This window comes from Cellulomonas sp. zg-ZUI22 (genome assembly GCF_017353535.1).
GTDB classification, from domain to species: domain Bacteria; phylum Actinomycetota; class Actinomycetes; order Actinomycetales; family Cellulomonadaceae; genus Cellulomonas; species Cellulomonas wangleii.
In genome coordinates this window covers 445825-462482 of sequence record NZ_JAFMUZ010000001.1, presented here as the reverse complement: position 1 = coordinate 462482, position 16658 = coordinate 445825, and the positions used below count along the sequence as shown (strand labels likewise).

General features: G+C 75.7%; 22 protein-coding genes. 9 read left to right on the top strand and 13 right to left on the bottom strand.

The features are described 5' to 3' along the window. The first annotated feature begins 13 nt into the window (after positions 1-13). Positions 14-577, top strand: a complete 564-nt coding sequence (locus J1G43_RS02165; RefSeq protein WP_207369798.1) for a GNAT family N-acetyltransferase — start codon at positions 14-16, stop codon at positions 575-577. A gap of 322 nt (positions 578-899) precedes the next feature. On the opposite strand, the gene J1G43_RS02160 is transcribed toward J1G43_RS02165, so the two are convergent. Together J1G43_RS02160 and J1G43_RS02155 are read right to left on the bottom strand one after the other, a co-directional pair. Continuing rightward, positions 900-1352: a helix-turn-helix transcriptional regulator gene (locus J1G43_RS02160; RefSeq protein ID WP_207339804.1), complete on the bottom strand. Its 453-nt coding sequence runs from the start codon at positions 1350-1352 to the stop codon at positions 900-902. A 40-nt stretch (positions 1353-1392) separates the two neighbouring features. Next, a complete protein-coding gene (locus tag J1G43_RS02155) occupies positions 1393-2040 on the bottom strand; it encodes an SRPBCC family protein (protein WP_207377866.1) in 648 nt (215 codons plus the stop codon). A 161-nt stretch (positions 2041-2201) separates the two neighbouring features. On the opposite strand from J1G43_RS02155, the gene J1G43_RS02150 reads away from it, so the two are divergent. Beyond that, positions 2202-2867 carry a hypothetical protein gene (locus J1G43_RS02150; protein WP_207377865.1) on the top strand — a complete coding sequence of 222 codons (666 nt, stop codon included), beginning with the start codon at positions 2202-2204 and terminating at the stop codon, positions 2865-2867. A gap of 34 nt (positions 2868-2901) precedes the next feature. Here J1G43_RS02150 and J1G43_RS02145 read toward each other — a convergent pair whose 3' ends face one another. Beyond that, positions 2902-3384, bottom strand: a complete 483-nt coding sequence (locus J1G43_RS02145; RefSeq protein ID WP_207377864.1) for a GNAT family N-acetyltransferase — start codon at positions 3382-3384, stop codon at positions 2902-2904. A gap of 81 nt (positions 3385-3465) precedes the next feature. Between J1G43_RS02145 and J1G43_RS02140 the strand changes: the two genes are divergently transcribed. From J1G43_RS02140 to J1G43_RS02130, 3 genes are all read left to right on the top strand, one after another. Beyond that, complete coding sequence (locus J1G43_RS02140; RefSeq protein ID WP_207369794.1) at positions 3466-3801, top strand: YnfA family protein; 336 nt, start codon at positions 3466-3468, stop codon at positions 3799-3801. 117 nt (positions 3802-3918) lie between these two features. Further along, the gene (locus tag J1G43_RS02135; RefSeq protein WP_207339809.1) at positions 3919-5052 is read left to right on the top strand and encodes an ATP-dependent 6-phosphofructokinase; all 1134 of its coding nucleotides are present in this window, start codon (positions 3919-3921) and stop codon (positions 5050-5052) included. Between the two features lie 84 nt (positions 5053-5136). Continuing rightward, complete coding sequence (locus J1G43_RS02130; RefSeq protein WP_207377863.1) at positions 5137-5976, top strand: class II glutamine amidotransferase; 840 nt, start codon at positions 5137-5139, stop codon at positions 5974-5976. Positions 5977-6024: 48 nt separating this feature from the next. Here J1G43_RS02130 and J1G43_RS02125 read toward each other — a convergent pair whose 3' ends face one another. The 7 genes from J1G43_RS02125 to J1G43_RS02095 form a co-directional block, all read right to left on the bottom strand. After that, on the bottom strand, positions 6025-6258 hold the full coding sequence (locus tag J1G43_RS02125) for a helix-turn-helix transcriptional regulator (RefSeq protein ID WP_207339811.1): 234 nt from the start codon (positions 6256-6258) through the stop codon (positions 6025-6027). Continuing rightward, a complete protein-coding gene (locus tag J1G43_RS02120) occupies positions 6258-6752 on the bottom strand; it encodes a DUF2975 domain-containing protein (RefSeq protein ID WP_207369792.1) in 495 nt (164 codons plus the stop codon). Before J1G43_RS02120 ends, J1G43_RS02125 begins: the two co-directional genes overlap by 1 nt. Positions 6753-6864: 112 nt before the next feature. Continuing rightward, entirely contained in the window at positions 6865-7788 is a 924-nt protein-coding gene (locus tag J1G43_RS02115) for an NADP-dependent oxidoreductase (RefSeq protein WP_207377862.1), read from the bottom strand. Positions 7789-7847: 59 nt separating this feature from the next. Further along, on the bottom strand, positions 7848-8411 hold the full coding sequence (locus J1G43_RS02110) for a TetR/AcrR family transcriptional regulator (protein WP_207339814.1): 564 nt from the start codon (positions 8409-8411) through the stop codon (positions 7848-7850). 15 nt (positions 8412-8426) lie between these two features. Next, on the bottom strand, positions 8427-9110 hold the full coding sequence (locus J1G43_RS02105) for an ABC transporter ATP-binding protein (protein WP_207339815.1): 684 nt from the start codon (positions 9108-9110) through the stop codon (positions 8427-8429). Beyond that, on the bottom strand, positions 9107-10237 hold the full coding sequence (locus J1G43_RS02100) for an ABC transporter permease (protein WP_207377861.1): 1131 nt from the start codon (positions 10235-10237) through the stop codon (positions 9107-9109). The genes J1G43_RS02105 and J1G43_RS02100 overlap by 4 nt, the downstream gene beginning before the upstream one ends. A gap of 113 nt (positions 10238-10350) precedes the next feature. Further along, on the bottom strand, positions 10351-10992 hold the full coding sequence (locus J1G43_RS02095) for a LysE/ArgO family amino acid transporter (RefSeq protein WP_207377860.1): 642 nt from the start codon (positions 10990-10992) through the stop codon (positions 10351-10353). A gap of 71 nt (positions 10993-11063) precedes the next feature. Here J1G43_RS02095 and J1G43_RS02090 point away from each other — a divergent pair, with 71 nt between their 5' ends. Next, entirely contained in the window at positions 11064-11972 is a 909-nt protein-coding gene (locus J1G43_RS02090; protein WP_207377859.1) for a LysR family transcriptional regulator ArgP, read from the top strand. Positions 11973-12017: 45 nt separating this feature from the next. Here J1G43_RS02090 and J1G43_RS02085 read toward each other — a convergent pair whose 3' ends face one another. Together J1G43_RS02085 and J1G43_RS02080 are read right to left on the bottom strand one after the other, a co-directional pair. Next, on the bottom strand, positions 12018-13412 hold the full coding sequence (locus J1G43_RS02085) for an FAD-binding oxidoreductase (RefSeq protein ID WP_207339819.1): 1395 nt from the start codon (positions 13410-13412) through the stop codon (positions 12018-12020). 132 nt (positions 13413-13544) lie between these two features. Further along, a complete protein-coding gene (locus J1G43_RS02080) occupies positions 13545-14504 on the bottom strand; it encodes a YafY family protein (protein ID WP_207377858.1) in 960 nt (319 codons plus the stop codon). A 101-nt stretch (positions 14505-14605) separates the two neighbouring features. Here J1G43_RS02080 and J1G43_RS02075 point away from each other — a divergent pair, with 101 nt between their 5' ends. The 3 genes from J1G43_RS02075 (at position 14606) to J1G43_RS02065 (ending at position 16113) form a co-directional block, all read left to right on the top strand. Continuing rightward, on the top strand, positions 14606-15178 hold the full coding sequence (locus tag J1G43_RS02075; RefSeq protein WP_207369784.1) for a DUF664 domain-containing protein: 573 nt from the start codon (positions 14606-14608) through the stop codon (positions 15176-15178). A gap of 65 nt (positions 15179-15243) precedes the next feature. Next, positions 15244-15675, top strand: coding sequence for a hypothetical protein (locus J1G43_RS02070; RefSeq protein ID WP_207339822.1), 432 nt, complete (start codon positions 15244-15246; stop codon positions 15673-15675). Between the two features lie 69 nt (positions 15676-15744). Next, positions 15745-16113: a VOC family protein gene (locus J1G43_RS02065; protein ID WP_207339823.1), complete on the top strand. Its 369-nt coding sequence runs from the start codon at positions 15745-15747 to the stop codon at positions 16111-16113. Positions 16114-16134: 21 nt separating this feature from the next. On the opposite strand, the gene J1G43_RS02060 is transcribed toward J1G43_RS02065, so the two are convergent. After that, entirely contained in the window at positions 16135-16605 is a 471-nt protein-coding gene (locus tag J1G43_RS02060) for a GyrI-like domain-containing protein (protein WP_207377857.1), read from the bottom strand. Between the last annotated feature and the right edge of the window lie 53 nt (positions 16606-16658).

The following is a 16658-nucleotide window of genomic DNA, read 5'->3' as shown; positions in this document are numbered from 1 at the left end:
CTAGGGTCCGAACATGCCCAGCGGCGTCCCGGCCCCTGACCCGCCCGTGGTCGTCCGCGACGCGACGCCCGCCGACGGTGCCGCGTGCGCGGCGGTCTACGCGCCGTACGTGCACGACACCGCCGTGTCGTTCGAGGACCGCCCGCCGACGCCCGACGAGATGGCCGGTCGCATCGCTGCCGCGCTGGCGTCGCACGCGTGGCTGGTCGCCGTGCTGCCACCCGGCACCCCGGACGCGGGACGGGTCGTGGGGTACGCGTACGCGGTGCCGTTCGCGGCGCGTCCGGCGTACCGGTGGGCGTGCGAGACGAGCGTGTACCTGGAGCCGGGCCGGCGGCGCACGGGCGCCGGGCGGGCCCTGTACTCCGCGCTGCTCGAGCGGCTGGCCTCCCTGGGGTACCGGCAGGCGGTCGCCGGGTACGCGGAGCCGAACCCCGCCAGCGCCGCCCTGCACGCGGCCCTCGGGTTCGAGCCCGTCGGCACGTTCCGCGACATCGGGTTCAAGCACGGCGCGTGGCGGGACGTCACGCGGGTGCAGCGTGCGCTCGGTGCAGGGGGGACGACGCCGCCGGAGTGACGCTCGACCCGGCGTGAGGCGGGCGGGTGCAGCAGGTCGGCCAGGTGCGTGAGGTGCTCGCGGACGGCGGCCGGGCCGCGCGTCTGCACGTCGGCGAGGTAGGCGGTGTGCTCGTCGACCAGCGCCGGGACGTCGTAGCGGGCACGGGCGTGCAGCAGCAGGAGGGCGACCTCGGCGCCGAGGGCCGCGTACGCCTCCGTCAGCCGGGGCGACCCGGCAGTGGCCGGTCGCGCGCGCCCTGCGCGAGGCGCTGGCGGACTGAGCCGTCCCGCAGGAGACGCGCCTGCCACCCCTCACACCCGGCGGGCCACCGAGGGGCGTGTCAGGAGGCCGGGGTCGCCCGCGCGTCGCCCGGAGCCCGGCCACCGGCGTCGCGCCGCTGCCGTCGGCCGCGCGCCAGCTCCGTCCCCAGCGCGTCGAGCGGCTGCGCGAACGGGTCGAGGAACCCGGCCAGCCAGTCCTCGACGACGCTCAGCGCCCCCGGCTCGACCCGGTAGAGCCGCCGCGGCCCGTCCGCACGGACCGTGACGACACCGGCCTCCCGCAGCACCCGCAGGTGCTGGGACGTCGCGGGCTGCGAGATGCCGAACTCGTCGGCGGCCGCCGCGACCAGCTCCCCGGCCGCGCGCTCGCCACGCCCGAGGTGCTCCAGCAGGCGCCGTCGCACGGGTTCCGCGAGCGCGGCGAGGACGACGTCGACCGGCACGGCACCCGCCCGCTCGGCCCGCGCCGGCGTGCCGTCGGCGGCCGTGGCGCTCGCGGCCACCTCGCTCATGCCTCCCTCATGCCCGCGCCCCTCCCCACGTCCGCGACGCTCATGCCTCGGGCGCCGCCGTGCCCGTGTAGAACGCGAACGTCCGCTGCCCGGCGGCCTCCGCCGACGCCGCCTCGCGCCCGTCCGCGGTGTCCGCCCGGGCCCAGCCGGTCGCCGCCCGCTCGATGAACCCCTGCCCCTCGGGCGTCATGGGCCACTGCTCGCCGCCCTCCTGTGCGACCGCCGCCCCGGTGGCGAGGTGCACCGCGAGCCCCCACAGCGCCAGGTCCCACCCGACGCCGACGGCCCCGGGCCCGAACTGCTCCCAGAACGCCGGGTCGACGTGGGCCTCGTGCAGCAGCGTGAGCTCGGTGCCGCCGTCGGCCGGGGCCAGCAGCACCTCGACCCAGCTGACCTGGTCGCCCATCTCCCAGGTCAGGGCGAACCGCTCGGGCGCCCGGCACTCCTCGACGACGCCGCCGGCGTTGCCCACCACCTGGTAGCGGCCGCCCTCGCGCAGGTCGCCGGTGACGGGCGCGAACCAGCGCGGCAGCCGCTCGGGATCCGTGAGCGCGTCCCAGACGTCGTCGACCGCGGCGCGGTACGTGCGGCGCGCGACCGCGACCTTCGTGGGCGCGCCGCCCCGCTCGCCGCGGCGCAGCTCACGCGTGACGAGGCCGGCCTGCTCCAGTGCGTCGATGCCGGTCATGGCTCCTCCAGAACCCAGGAAATAAGTCGTGACTTATACGCTATGCCCGGCGGTCCGACGGCGTCCACCCCTCGGCGCACGTCCGGCACTCCCGTCCCAGCCGTGCGCCCCGGCCCACCCGACCCCTCGACGCGCCCGGCAGGACCCGGCACGCTGGCCAGGTGCTCCTGCCACCCACGGTCGCCGCCGGGGTCGCCGACGGCTCCGTCACCCTGGCCTTCCGCCGCTGGCAACGCCCCGACGTGCGCGTCGGCGCGCGCTTCCGCACCGGTGCGGGCGTGGTCGAGGTGACGTCCGTGGGCACCGTCGACCCGGCGTCCCTGACCGACGACGACGCCCGCGCGGCCGGGTTCGCGGACGCCGCCGCGCTGCGGCGCGTGCTCGACCCCGCGGAGGTCGCCCGGCGCCGGCGCACCGCGCGCTACGGCCGCACCCCGGCGGACGACACCGCACCCGCCGACGCGGCCACGTGGCCGGTGTACCGCATCGGCCTGACGTGGGCCGGCCCCGACCCCCGCGTCGCCCTGCGCGACGACGCCGCGCTCACCGACGCCGACGTCGCCGCGATCGACGCGCGCCTCGACCGGCTGGACCGCGCCGGCAGCCACGGCCCGTGGACCGCCGCCACGCTCGACGTCATCCGCCGCCGCCCCCACGTGCGCGCGCCGGACCTCGCCGCCGAGCTGGGCCGCGACCGCGACTCGTTCAAGATCGACGTCCGCAAGCTCAAGGGCCTGGGCCTGACGCAGAGCTTCGACGTCGGCTACGCGCTCAGCCCGCGCGGGGAGGCGTACCTCGCGCGCACGGAACGCACCGGGCGCAGCTGACGTCGCCGGGCGGACGGGCGCGACGCGGGCCGCCTCACGCGTCGGCCCCGAGCGTCCGCTCGTACCGGCGCAGCACCGGGTACGGCGGGAAGGTCGTCCGCGTGACCACGTCGGTGGCCCGCCAGCCGCGGCGCTCGTAGAACCGCACGGCCCGGAGGTTGTCGTCGAACACGCGCAGCCAGGCCGTCCGGTGCCCCCGGGCGCGCAGGTGGTCGAGCACCTCGTCGTGCGCGAGGCCCGCCAGGCCGGTCCCCCAGGTGGCCACCGCCGTGCCGAAGTGCAGGAGCTCGTCCCCCCGCGTGGCGGCGAACCCGGCGACCTGACCGTCCCGCACGACCGCGAAGCAGTCCACGCCCGGGTCGTCGAGCTCCGCCTCCCACCGCGCGCGGACCCGCGCGGTCGGGAACGGGTGCTCGTCCTGGGGGAAGAGGTGCCCCAGCCCGGCGACGGCGCCCTCGCGCTGGACCTCCAGGAGCACCTCGAGGTCGTCGCGCGTCAGAGGGTGCAGGACCGCCATGCGGTCACGGTAGCGGCCGGAGGGCGGCCACCGGCCACCCGCCCGCGATACTCGTCCCACCCCCGACGAGAGGCCTCCACCATGACCGTCCTGCGCTCGGTCCTGCTGTTCGTCGCGGCCGCGGGCCTGGAGATCGGTGGCGCGTGGCTCGTCTGGCAGGGCATCCGCGAGCACCGTGGCTGGGTCTGGGTCGGGTTCGGCGTGATCGCGCTGGGGCTGTACGGCGCGGTGGCGACGCTGCAGCCGGACGCGAGCTTCGGGCGGATCCTGGCCGCGTACGGCGGGGTGTTCGTCGCCGGGTCGCTGCTGTGGGGCACGGTCGTCGACGGGTTCCGACCGGACCGGTGGGACGTCATCGGCGCCCTGGTGTGCCTCGTCGGCGTCGGGCTGATCATGTACGCGCCGCGTCCGGCCTGACGCACCGGCCGCATGACCTGCGGTGTCACGCACGCCCCGCGTTGTGCCGCGGCGCCTCGCCCACGACACTGTCGGCACACGGCCGGCCCCCGCCGGTCACGGTACGGCGGAGGCGGCATGACGCGGACGAAGGCGAAGCGGGTCGGGATCCTCACGGCGGGCGGCGACAGCCCCGGCCTGAACGCCGCGATCCGCGGGTTCGGCAAGACCGCGATCGCGCACTACGGCATGGAGCTGTTCGGGTTCCGTGACGGTGTGACGGGGCTGGTGGAGAACCGGTACGTGGAGCTCGACGGCAAGGCCCTGTCCGGCATCCTCACCATCGGCGGGACGATCCTCGGGACGAGCCGCGACAAGGTCCACCGGTACGTCGTGGACGGCGAGCCGCAGGACATGGTGCCGGTGGTCGCGGAGAACTACCGCGAGCTGGGCCTGGACGCCCTCATCATGCTGGGCGGCGGCGGGACCGCGAAGAACGCGATGCGCCTGGTCGAGGCCGGGCTCAACGTCATCCACCTGCCCAAGACCATCGACAACGACATCGCCGAGACCGACACGAGCTTCGGGTTCGCCACGGCCACGGAGATCGCGACCGACGCGGTGGACCGCGTGCACTCCACGGCGCACAGCCACCACCGCATCATCCTCACGGAGATCATGGGGCACCGAGCGGGCTGGCTGACGCTGGCCGCCGGGGTCGCGGGCGGCGCGGACATCATCCTCATCCCCGAGATCCCGTACACGATCGAGTCGGTCGCCGAGACGATCCGGCGTCGTACCGCCCACGGCTCGTCGTTCTCCGTGGTCGCCGTCGCCGAGGGCGCCCGGGACGTCGAGGACACCGCGGACTACGAGGCGGCACAGCTGCTCGTGAAGTCCGCGAAGACGCCCGAGTCGCGGCGTGCGGCCAAGAAGCACCTGGCCCACGTCGAGGACGCGCAGCGGGAGCACACGTTCAAGCTGGCGCGCGAGCTCGAGGCCGCCACAGGGCTGGAGACGCGCGTGACGATCCTGGGGTACGTGCAGCGCGGCGGGACGCCGTGCGCGGCGGACCGTCTGCTCGCGACGCGCCTGGGTGCGGCGGCGGCGGACCTCGTGGACCGCGGCGAGTTCGGGGTGATGGTCGCCGCGCGCGGTGACGACGCCGTCCCGGTGCCGCTGTCCGACGTGGCCGGCAAGGTCAAGCTCGTCCCGCCGGACCACGCGTGGGTGCGCGCCGCACGTCAGGTGGGCACCGGACTGGGCGACTGACCCGCCCGCCTGGCGCGTGGCGCCCGGTCGGCGCAAGGTGGGCCGAGGGTCCCGCGACGCGCGGGCCGCCGCGAGGGGGCCGACATGTGCCGATGGCTGGCGTACTCCGGGGCTCCGGTCACGCTGGACGACCTGCTCTACAAGCCGGCGAACTCGCTCGTGCTGCAGAGCCTGCACAGCCGGATGGGTGCGGAGCCCACCAACGGAGACGGCTTCGGCATCGGCTGGTACGACGGGCACGCGCCGGAGCCGGGCATCTTCCGCAGCACCGAGCCCGCGTGGAGCGACCCCAACCTGCGCGAGCTGGCGCGTCACGTCCGCTCGGGCACGGTGTTCGCGCACGTGCGCGCCACCAGCGGCACGGCGATCCAGCTGACCAACTGCCACCCCTTCCGCCAGGGTGACTGGCTGTTCATGCACAACGGGGCGGTCGACCGGTTCCCGCTCCTCAAGCGGGACCTGCAGCTCGCGGTCGACCCCGCGCTGTTCCCGACGATCGAGGGCACGACCGACTCCGAGACCCTGTTCCACCTGGCGCTCACGTTCGGCCTGACGGACGACCCGCCGGCCGCGATGGCGACCGCGGTCGGCCTCGTCGAGGCGACGGGCCGGCGCCACGGCGTCGACTTCCCGTTCCAGGGCACGCTCGCCGTGACCGACGGGCACCGCACGTGGGCCGTCCGCTACTCCTCCGAGGGCCGCTCGCGCACGCTGTTCCGCAACGCCGACGTGTCAGTCCTGCGGCAGCACTACCCGGACCACGCCGCGCTGCAGGGCCTGTCGGACGACACCCGCGTCATCGTGTCCGAGCCGCTGGGCGAGCTGCGCGGCGCGTGGCTCGAGGTACCCGAGGGCACGTGCCTCGTCGTCGACGGCGCGGACGAGGAGCTGCACCCGTTCGTCCCGACGGCGCCGGCCGCCTGACCTCGCCGGGGACCACGGGCGCCCGGCCGGCCCGAGGGTCCGGGCCGGTCACACCGGGCTGGGCGCCTCGTGTTCCCCGTCCGGCTCCCAGCGCAGCAGGTCGCCCGGCTGGCACTCCAGCACCTCGCACAGCGCGGCGAGCGTGGTGAAGCGCACGGCCTTGGCGCGCCCGTTCTTCAGCACCGCGAGGTTGGCGGGCGTGATGCCGACGCGCTCGGCGAGCGTCCCGACGGACATCTTGCGGCGCGCGAGCATGACGTCGACGTCCACGACGATCGGCATCAGATCACCTCGTCGAGCTCGTCGCGCAGGCGCCGGGCCTCGCGGTCGCGGTCGACGGCCTGCGCGAGCAGCAGCCGCAGCAGCAGGACGATCAGGGCGACGCCGCCGACGACGAGCGCCGCGCCGCAGACCAGCAGCACGATGCCCGGGGCGACCGCCTCCCCCGGCGCGAGCACGACCGCCAGCGCGAACGCCAGGACCGCCGCCGCGGTGATGGCGCCGATGATGACGTCGACCCAGCGGAACGCGGCGGGGGTGAACACCTCCTCGCGGCGGACCATCGTCAGCAGACGCCAGACGCACACGCCGCAGACCTGCAGCGTGACGAGCCCCGCGACGAAGATCGCGACGAACGGCACCCGCACGGACAGCGGGGCGCCGGCCTCCACCAGGTCGGTCCACAGCAGCGGCGCCATGACGCACTGGACGAACAGGGCGCCGGCCAGCGCGAGCGCGATGACGACGCGCAGCGCTCCGACGGTCAGGTTGCGCATGACGGGCTCCTCGATCGAACGTCCGGTGTCAGACGCGACGAATCTATCGAGAAACGATCGATTCCTCAAGATAGTCGATCGGGGAGCCGGTCGCAGCGCGCTCGGCACGCCCTCAGACGCGCACGACGACCTTGCCCCGCACGTGCCCCTCGGCGACGAGGTCGTGCGCCGCGGCCGCGTCCGCGAGGTCGAAGACCTGCGCCACGTCGACCTTCACGGCGCCGTCGTCGATCAGCCGCGTGAGCGCGTCGAGGTCCCCCGTGCTGGGCCGCACCCACACGTAGTGCCCGCCGAGCTCGTCGCGGGCGGCGGTGTCGACGATCGACGCGACCGTGCCGCCGTCAGCCAGGACCGCGCGCGTCGTCGGCACCAGGTCGTCCGAGCCGTAGTCCAGGACGACGTCGACGCCCTGCGGTGCCAGCGCGCGCACGCGCTCGACCAGGCCGTCGCCGTACTCGACCGGCTCGGCACCCAGGCCGCGCAGGTGCTCGTGGTTGCGCGCCGACGCGGTCCCGATGACGCGCGCCCCGCGGGCCCGCAGGATCTGCACGGCGAACTGCCCGACGCCCCCGGCCGCGGCGTGCACGAGCACCGTCCGCCCGTCGCGCACCCCGGCGCGCTCGATGGTCTGGTACGCCGTGAGCCCCGCGAGCGGCACCGCCGCGGCCTCCTCGAAGCTCAGCGACGCGGGCTTGCGGGCCAGCGTCCGCACGGGCGCGGAGACCAGCTCGGCGAACGTCCCACCGTGCAGCCAGTCCTTGCGGACGTACCCGTAGACCTCGTCGCCGGCCGCCAGCTCCGGGGTGTCCAGGCCCGGCCGCTCGACGACGCCCGCCACGTCCCACCCCGGGATCGCGGGGAACTCGGTGTCGATGATCTGGTCGAGGTACCCGGCGCGGATCTTCCAGTCCACCGGGTTCACGGACGCGGCACGTACCCGCACCAGGACGCTGTCGGAGCCGACCTTGGGCTCCGGCTGGTCGGTGAGCTGCAGGACGTCGCTGCCGCCGAAGCGGTCGTAGGTGATGGCTCGCATACCGACCGCAACCGCCCAGGGGTGCGGGTCTGTTCCGCCCCGCCGTGGTCCCGCGGCCGTCAGCGCGTGAGCACCGCGCGCACCGCCGCCCGGACGGTGTCCACGTCCGCACCGCCCTCGATGAGCGCACCGGCCCGCTGCACCATGGCGTTGACGAGCTCCGCCACGACCTCGGGCTCGGCGACCCCCGCGCCCCGCAGGGCCGCGACCAGGGGCTCGACGTGCTGACCGTGCATCTCCTGCACCCAGGGGTCGGAGAACGCGCGAGGGCTGAACGCCGCGAGCGCGCTGATGACGGCGTGCTCACCCTCCGCGACGAGCCTGAGGTTGGCGTCGGCGTACGCGACGACCCGGGCGACCGGGTCGTCCTGCGCGCCCATCGCCTGGGCGATGGCCTCGCTCCAGCGCGGCAGCGCCTCCACGACGACCGCCCGGAACAGGTCCTCCCGGGACGGGAAGTAGTGGTAGATGCTCGACCGTGCGAGCCCCGCCTTCGCGGCGACCGCCGCGAAGGTGGGCTCGACGTCGGGTGCGTCCGCGAGCAGCTCGCGGGTGGCGTCGAGGATCGCGCGGCGCTGGGCCTCGCGGTGCTCGGGCACCGTGCGCGCCGTGATGCGTGGCACGCGTCCTCCTGTTCGTCAGACGGCGCGCAGGCGTCCGTCGACCATCTCGAGCACGCGGTCGCAGTGCTCCAGCACGTCGTGGTCGTGCGTGACCATCACCGTAGCGACCCCGAACTCGTGCGTCTGACGCGCGAGCAGCTCGACGATCTCGTGGCTGCGGCGCCGGTCGAGCGCGGCCGTCGGCTCGTCGACCAGCAGGACCGACGGGGAGGCCACCAGCGCGCGGGCGATACCGACGCGCTGCCGCTCACCGCCGGACAGCTTCCCGGGCCGGCGCTTCGCGTGGTCGGCCATGCCGACGGCGGCGAGCAGCTGCTCGGGCGGCTTCACCGCGCGGCGACCGGTGATCTTCTCGACCAGGCGGAGCTGGTCGATCGCGGTCAGCGCGGGCACCAGGTTGCCGGACTGGAAGACGAACCCGACGTGGTCACGGCGGTACCGGGCCAGGGCGGCCTTCGACATGCTCGCCAGGTCGGCGCCGCCGACGACGACCGAGCCGGACGTCGGCGTCGTCAGACCGCCGGCGACGGCCAGCAGGCTCGACTTGCCGGCGCCGGACGGGCCGACGACGGCCACGATCTCCCCGGGGGTGACCGTCAGGTCCACGTGGTCGAGGGCGTCGACCTGGGTGTCACCGTCGCCGAAGGTCAGGACGACGTCGCTCAGCGCGAGGCCCGTGCGGGTGGTGGTCGTGGTCATCGGTTCTCTCCCAGCGCGGTCAGCGGGTCGACTCGGGCGATGCGGACGGTCGCGACGGCGGCGCCGAGCAGACCCAGTCCGAGCAGCAGGAGCGCACCGGTCGCGATGGGCCCGCTCTCCAGCTCGAACGGCATGCCGGTACCGACGAGCAGCGAGCCGAGCCCGAGGCCGACGGCCAGACCGGCGCCGACGGACACGACGAGCAGGATCGCGGCCTGCGCCAGACCGTCGCCCAGCAGGAAGCGCGTCGAGGCGCCCATGGCGCGCATGACGGCGAGCTCGCGGGTGCGCTGCACGGTCCACAGCGTGAAGAACGCGCCGACGACGAGAGCCGAGATGGCGTACAGGAAGCCCTGGATGAGCTGCATGGTCATGATCTCGGCGGTGTAGCCCGGCGACGAGTCGAAGGCGTCCTTGATCGTCCGTGCCGAGGTGCCCGCGTCCGCGTCCCCCGCGGCCAGGTCGGGCAGGGCGCCGTCGACGCCGCGCAGCGCGACGACGCTCGCCGCGTCGTACGCCTCCGCGGTGGCCTGCTGGCCGGGCACGGTCGCCGAGTGGATCTCCTGCCAGGTGCGCAGGTGCAGGAAGCCGATGTCCATGTGGCCGAAGGTGCGCTGGTCGGTGGTGAAGCCCACGACCTCGAGCTCCGTGCCGACGCGGTCGATGGTCAGGACGTCACCGAGCGCGACGCCCTCGTCCTGCGCGGAGGCCGACAGCACGACCTCCCCCTCGGCGGCCAGAGCGCGCCCGTCGCCCGTCTCGGGCTCGACGAACCCGCCGGGCTCGACGCCGAAGAGGGTGAGGTCGACGGGCGTGCCGTCCTCGTTCTTCGCGTTGACGATCGCGGTGCCGAGCAGCTCGGCCCCGTCGACGTCGTCGCGCGCGGCCCAGGCGTCGCGCTCGGCCGACGTCACGACGCTGCGGGTGAACGCGGAGTCGGTCTTGGTGCCGTCCTCGAACGCGACCGCGTCCACGGGGCTGCGCATGAGCCCCGAGACGCCGTCGACCACGAGGCCGGACGACAGGCCGGACAGCAGGACCATGAGGACGCTGATGAGGCCGACGACGGCGCCCATCAGCCCGAATCGGGTGCGCGCGAACGCGAGCTCGCGCAGAGCGAGGAACACGGGGTCAGACCTCTCGCCGGGGACACACGTCTTGTTGACGCACTGTCGACATCTTATCGACGCGCTGTCGAAAAGAGGCCCCCGCCGGGTGAGAGATCGGCCACTGCGGGGCGTCAGGGGGCCAGGAGGTCCACCACCAGCCCCGTCGCGATGCCGACCATCACCGCGGCGATCACGGCGTCCAGGACCCGCCACGCCGCCGGGCGGGCGAACACCGGGCGCAGCAGCCGCGCCCCGTACCCCAGCGCCGTGAACCACAGCACGCTGCCGACGCCGGCGCCCGCGGCGAACCACCAGCGCGCGTCGCCGTGACCGGCGGCCACCGAGCCCAGCAGCACCACCGTGTCGAGGTACACGTGGGGGTTCAGCCAGGTCAGGGCCAGGGTCGTCAGCGCCACGGCGGCCGCGGTCCCGGGGGCGCGGCCGACCGCGCCGTCCACGCCCGGAGTGCCGTCCACGACCAGCGCGTCGTCGCCGCGCACGGCCCGGCGCGCGGCCAGCGCCCCGTAGCCGAGGAGCACCGCCGCCCCGAGGACGGTGGTCACCACGGTGACCGGACGGCTGGCGGCGACGACGGTGCCGACGCCCGCCGCCCCGACCGCGATGAGCAGCAGGTCGGAGACGGCGCAGATCGCCACCACCAGCCCCACGTGCTCGCGGCGCAGCCCGGTGCGCAGCACGTGCGCGTTCTGCGCGCCGATGGCGACGATGAGCGCGAGCCCGAACCCGAGCCCGGCGAGGGCGGACGTCCACATGAGGACGACGCTACGAGCGGCACCGGCCATCAGACCAGCGAATGTTCTGCACGTACCATTAGCGTGGCTGCATGACCGACTGGGACCTGGGCCAGCTGCGGGCGCTGGCCGCGGCCGCCGACCTCGGCACGTTCGACGCCGCCGCACGCGCCCTGCACGTCACGCCCTCCGCCGTGAGCCAGCGCATCAAGGCGCTCGAGGAGACGGCCGGCGCCGTCCTGCTGCGCCGCGAGCGGCCCGTGCGCCCGACCGCCGCGGGCGAGCCCCTCGTCCGGCTGGCCCGCCAGCTCGACGCCCTCACCACCGAGGCCACCCGCCACCTCACGCAGGACGCGACCGCGCCCCGCGTCACGCTCGCGGTCAACGGCGACTCGCTGACGACCTGGGTGCTGCCGGCGCTCGCACCGCTCGCGGACCGGGTCGCGCTGCGCATCGAGCGCGCGGACCAGGACCGCACCGCCGACCTGCTGCGCGACGGCACGGTCATGGGCGCGGTGACGTCCCAGGGCGCCGCCGTGCAGGGGTGCACCGTCGAACCGCTGGGCGTCATGCGCTATCGCCCCGTCGCGGCACCCGCGTTCGCCGCGCGGTGGTTCGGCGGGCCGTGGGACCCGGGTGCGGCCGACGCGGTGCGACCCGCTGCGCTCACCGCCGCGCCGGTCGTCGTGTTCGACGCCGACGACCGCCTGCAGGACCGCTGGCTGCGCCGCCGGCGGGTGGACCCGGCCCGTCCGCCGCGGCACCTCGTGCCCGCGTCGGCGGACTTCGCCGCCGCGGTGCGCCTCGGGTTCGGCTGGGGGATGCTGCCCGACCAGCAGGCCGACGACGACGTCCGCGCGGGGCGCCTGGTGCGGCTGGCCGACGACGTGGTCGACGTGCCGCTGCTCTGGCAGCAGTGGTCGCTGCGGACCGACGCGCTGGACGCCGTCGCGCACGCCCTGCGCGCGGCCGCGGCGGCCACGCTCCTGCCGCCGGCCTGACCCGCGTCGACGCAGCCGCCGTCCGCCCGTCGCCGACGGCCCCGCTCAGCGGGTGCGGAACGCGCGACCCCCCAGCAGCACCCCGTCCGGGTCGTAGCGGCGCGACACCTCGGCCAGCCGGGCACGGGTGACCGCGGGGTACACGCGCTCGGCCCAGGCGGTGCCGTGGCCGGCCGTGAAGTTCGGCAGCCCGCCCGGGCGCGTCCACGGGGCGAGCCCGGCGGCGATGCGCCCGGCGTCGTCGACGACGGCCGCCGCGGTGGCGGGGGTCGCGACGCCGACCGTGAAGACCGACCACGTCGCCGCCCGCGACGGCATCGCGTCCGGGACGGCGGGCTGCCGGGACGCCGCCCCGCCCAGGTGCCGCACCTCCACGACGTTCTGCACGCACGACGACGCGGGACCCACGAGCTCCAGCAGGCGCTCGACCGCCTCCGGCCCCAGGTCCTCCAGCAGCAGGTGGGAGTCGTGCACGGGCAGCGCACCGTCGGGGTCGGCGTGGATCGACCCGATCGCGGTGCACGGGATGACGCCCACCGTGTCGACGAGCGGTGCGGCGACCCGCCGCAGGGGCGCGAGGACCGCCGCGCCCTCGTCCGCGTCGCCCGTCCACCCGAAGCGGACCGTGACGGTCGTGCGGCCGGCGAGCGGCTCCGGCACACCCGGCAGCGCGGGCAGGCGCATGACACCGAGCGACGTGCTCGCCTGCGGGGGCACGGTGGGCGCCCACCGCGCCCACGCCTGCACCGTGCCCTCGACGTCGGCCGACCACAGGGACCCGCCGTAGAGCGTGGGCTGGTCCACCAGGGCGAGATCGACCGCGACCACGACACCCAGGGCCCCACGCCCGCCCCGCAGCCCCCAGAACAGGTCGGGGTCGTCGGTGGGCGTCGCGCGGCGCAGCACGCCGTCACCCGTCACGACGTCGAACGCGCGCACCCGGTCGGACGACACCCCGAGCGTGCGGGCGAGCGGGCCGTGACCGCCCCCGGTCAGGTACCCGACGGCCCCGACCGACGGCGCCGAGCCGCACACCGGCATCAGGCCGTAGGGCGCGGCGGCCTCCACCACCCGCGACCACCGCAGCCCGGCGCCCACGTGCGCCGTGCCCCGCGCCGGCAGCACGGCGAGGTGGTCCAGCTCGACGGTCGACACGAGCAGGGCGCCGTCGAGCGGCGCCGAGGCGCCGTGGCCCGTGCCCTGCACCGCGACGGGGACACCGTGCTCGCCCGCCAGGCGCACGACGTCCGCGACCTCCTGCGGGCTGCGGGGCGCAGCGACCAGCGCCGGGCGCTGCGGGACCGTCAGGTTGGTGGTCGCCGAGAGCGCGGTGTGCTCCGGCGTGCCCGGCACGTGGGCGGGGACCCGACCGGCCAGGGCCGCGCCCAGCGCCGCGACGGCCGCGTCCGTCCGTGCGTCGGCGCGCGGGGGCAGGTCCATGCGAGCTCCTCCTCGGCCGTCACGTCCTCGGCACCGGGCGCACGAGGATCACGGCGGCAGGAGCACGACGCAGGGGTCGGTGATACACCCGATCGGGTGGTTCCCGCCGGCCGGGCGGTGCCGCCGGCGCGCTCAGCGACCGTCGATCGCCGCAGACATCCGGGTGCCGACGTCCGCCACGCACGCCCGCAGCTCCGGCCCTCCGACCACCCGGAACGGCACGGGGACCCCCACCAGCTGCTGCGCGTACCAGCGCGGGCTGCTCGTGGTCCCGACCAGGCGGGTGGTCGTGGCGTCGACACGCTCGAGGCTGCCCAGACCGCTGGGCAGCTCGCGCCCGACGTCCTCGACCGCCGCCTCGATCAGCACGTCCACGTCGTGCTCCCAGCCCTGCGCCAGGTGCTGCTCCAGCAGGGCCACCGGGTCCACGTCGGGGGGCGGCTGCGCCGTGCCGGGCAGGGGCTCGACGGTGCGTACGCGGTCGACCCGGTACGTCCGCACGGCGGCGTCGTCGTGCCGGCGGCACACCAGGTACCAGCGCCCGTGCCGGACGACGACCGCCCACGCGTCGACGTCGGCTCCCCACTCCCGCCCGCGCTCCCCGCGGTAGCCCACCCGGACGGGACGGCGGTCGGCGCACGCCTGCACGAGCGCGGCGGTGACGGCCGGGTCGGGGCGCACGGCCGCACGGTCGGGAGCGGCGGCGGTGGACCGACGGACGACCGCGGCCTGCGCGGCGACCGCCGGGGGCAGGGCGCGCAGCAGCGTGTCGAGGGCGGCGCCGACGGGGTCGGCGCCGCGTCGCACGTCGTGGTGCCCGTCCAGCACGGCCATGACCAGGGCGAGCGCCTCGTCGGCGCCGAAGACGAGGGGCGGCAGCCGCACGCCGCGCCCGACGCGGTAGCCGCCGTACGGGCCGCGCGTCGAGGTCACCGGGATGCCCGCCTCGCGCAGGATCGCCACGTAGCGGCGGGCGGCGCGCTCGGTGACCCCGAGCGTCGCCGCGAGGCCGGCGGCCGTGACGCCCGGGTTCGCGTGCAGCTCCGCGAGCGCGAGCAGTGCCCGCGAGGTGGGGCTGGTGTCGGTCGGCATGGCGCCCCCGCGGCGTGGTCCGGCGCCGCCGTCCGGGTCGATCGAGAGATGTTCCGGACAACCGGCAGCAGATCGTCCGGAACCGAGCCTAGGTTCGCGTCATGCCCCCCACCACCCCGCCGGGCGTCCCGGCTCTCGACACCACCATCCAGGAGCCCGGCCTCGACGCCGGCGAGGTCGAGCTCCTGCTCTTCATGCTGGAGCGCTCGCGCGCGACCTTCGCGTGGAAGGTCGGCGGGCTCGACGCCGACGCGCTGCACCGCTCGTTCCCGCCGTCCCAGATGACGCTCGGCGGCCTGGTCAAGCACATGGCCCTCGTCGAGGACGACGTGTGCGCCCGCCGGCTCGGCGCCGGCGGCTACGGCAAGGCCTGGCAGGCGACGACCCCCGAGGACTGGCCGGGCTACGACTGGCGCTCGGCCGCCGAGGACTCCCCCGCCGAGCTCTACGCCTGCTGGCAGGACGCGGTCGACCGCGCACGGGAGGTCTGGGCGCGCGTCACCGCCGACGGTGGGCTCGACGAACGCGCCGAGATCGAGTGGGACGACGGCAGCCCGAACCGCCGCCGGCTCCTCGTCGACCTGAACGCCGAGTACGCCCGCCACCTCGGGCACGCCGACCTGTTCCGCGAGGCGGTCGACGGGCTGGTCGGGGAGGACCCGCCGCAGGCCTGAGGCACGTGCCCGGCGGCGGTGTGCCGCCCGCCCACCCGGCCCGACGCTCCCACTACCGTGGGCGCGTGGCGACCTCCACCCTCCTCGCGCTGGCCTGCGTCGGCGCCCTGGTGCTGGGCGTCGTGCTGGCGGTACGGGGCTCGCGCGCGCTGCGCGCGGCGCGGGCCGTGCCGCGCGTCCGGGTGCCGGCCCGCCCGCTGTCGAGCATGCCCAGCCCCGGCGGGGAGGTCCTCGAGGTCGAGTACCCCGGGCCCGACGGTTCGCTGCTGCGCAGCCGCATGCAGGTGTTCCGTGTGCGCGGACCGGGCGTGCAGTACGGGTTCGACGGCACGGTCTGGGTGGACCCCACCCGGCCCACCGACGTGACGCCCCGGCCCCAGGGCCGCACGGCGGGCGCCGTGACGACGATCGTGGTGGCCGCCGTGGTGCTGGTCCTGGCGTTCGCGGCCGGCGTCGCCGCGGGGGTCGTCCGCTTCGCCGAGTCGCTGCCGTCCTGAGCGTCGGCGCATGTGGGCGTCCGCCCCTAGCCTGGGACGGACATACCGGGCACGGCGAAGGGGACGGCCATGGCACACGGCGACATCACCCACATCGACATCCCCGTGAACGACGTGCAGGCGGCGTCGCGGTTCTACGGCGCGCTGTTCGGCTGGGACATCCACGAGATCCCCGGGTTCGAGGGCTACCCCATGTGGTCGACCCCGAACAAGGTGAGCGGCGGCGGCCTGGCACCGCGCGGCGAGGGCTTCACCTCGCCCCGCAGCTACGTCGAGGTCGACTCGATCGACGACGCCCTCGCCCAGGCGACGCAGCTGGGCGCCGAGGTGCTGCGGTCGCGCACGCCCATCGACGAGACGAGCTGGTGGGCGTCGTTCCGCGACCCCGACGGCAACGAGATCGGCCTGTTCGAGGGCCGGACGGGCGACGGCGACTGAGCGCCCCGCGCCGGCGGTCGCTCACCCCTCCGCGCGCAGCGGCAGCACCAGCCGCGTGACGTTCGCGTCGGGGTCACCACCCGGGGACGGCTCGGTGACGTACTCCTCCCAGAAGTCGCCGCGCCCGTCGACGCCGAGGGCTGCCCGCTCCTGCTCGAGGCGGTCCCAGGCGTCGGGGAGCCGATCGTACGATCCGGTGTGCGTCGCCTCCAGCGCTGCACCGCCCGGCAGCTCCATGACCTCGACGCCGTCGGACACGGGCCCCAGGGGCGCGCCCTCGACCGGGAAGCCGCCGGTCACGTCGACGCTGTCCGTCGGCATGCCGTGGTACCGGGCCAGCGCCGGGCCGCTGAACGTCCAGCCCTCGCGCCGCACCGTGTCGGCCACCGCCGTGTAGGTGCGGTCGAAGAACGCGACCAGTTCTGCGGCGGGCACCGTGGCCCGCACGGCGGCGATGCGGACGGTCGGCCTGTCGGTCGGGGTCGTGCTCATGGTTCCTCCTCGGCGACGTGTCGCCCTCGTGGTCGGTACAGCCGCGGGGTCGG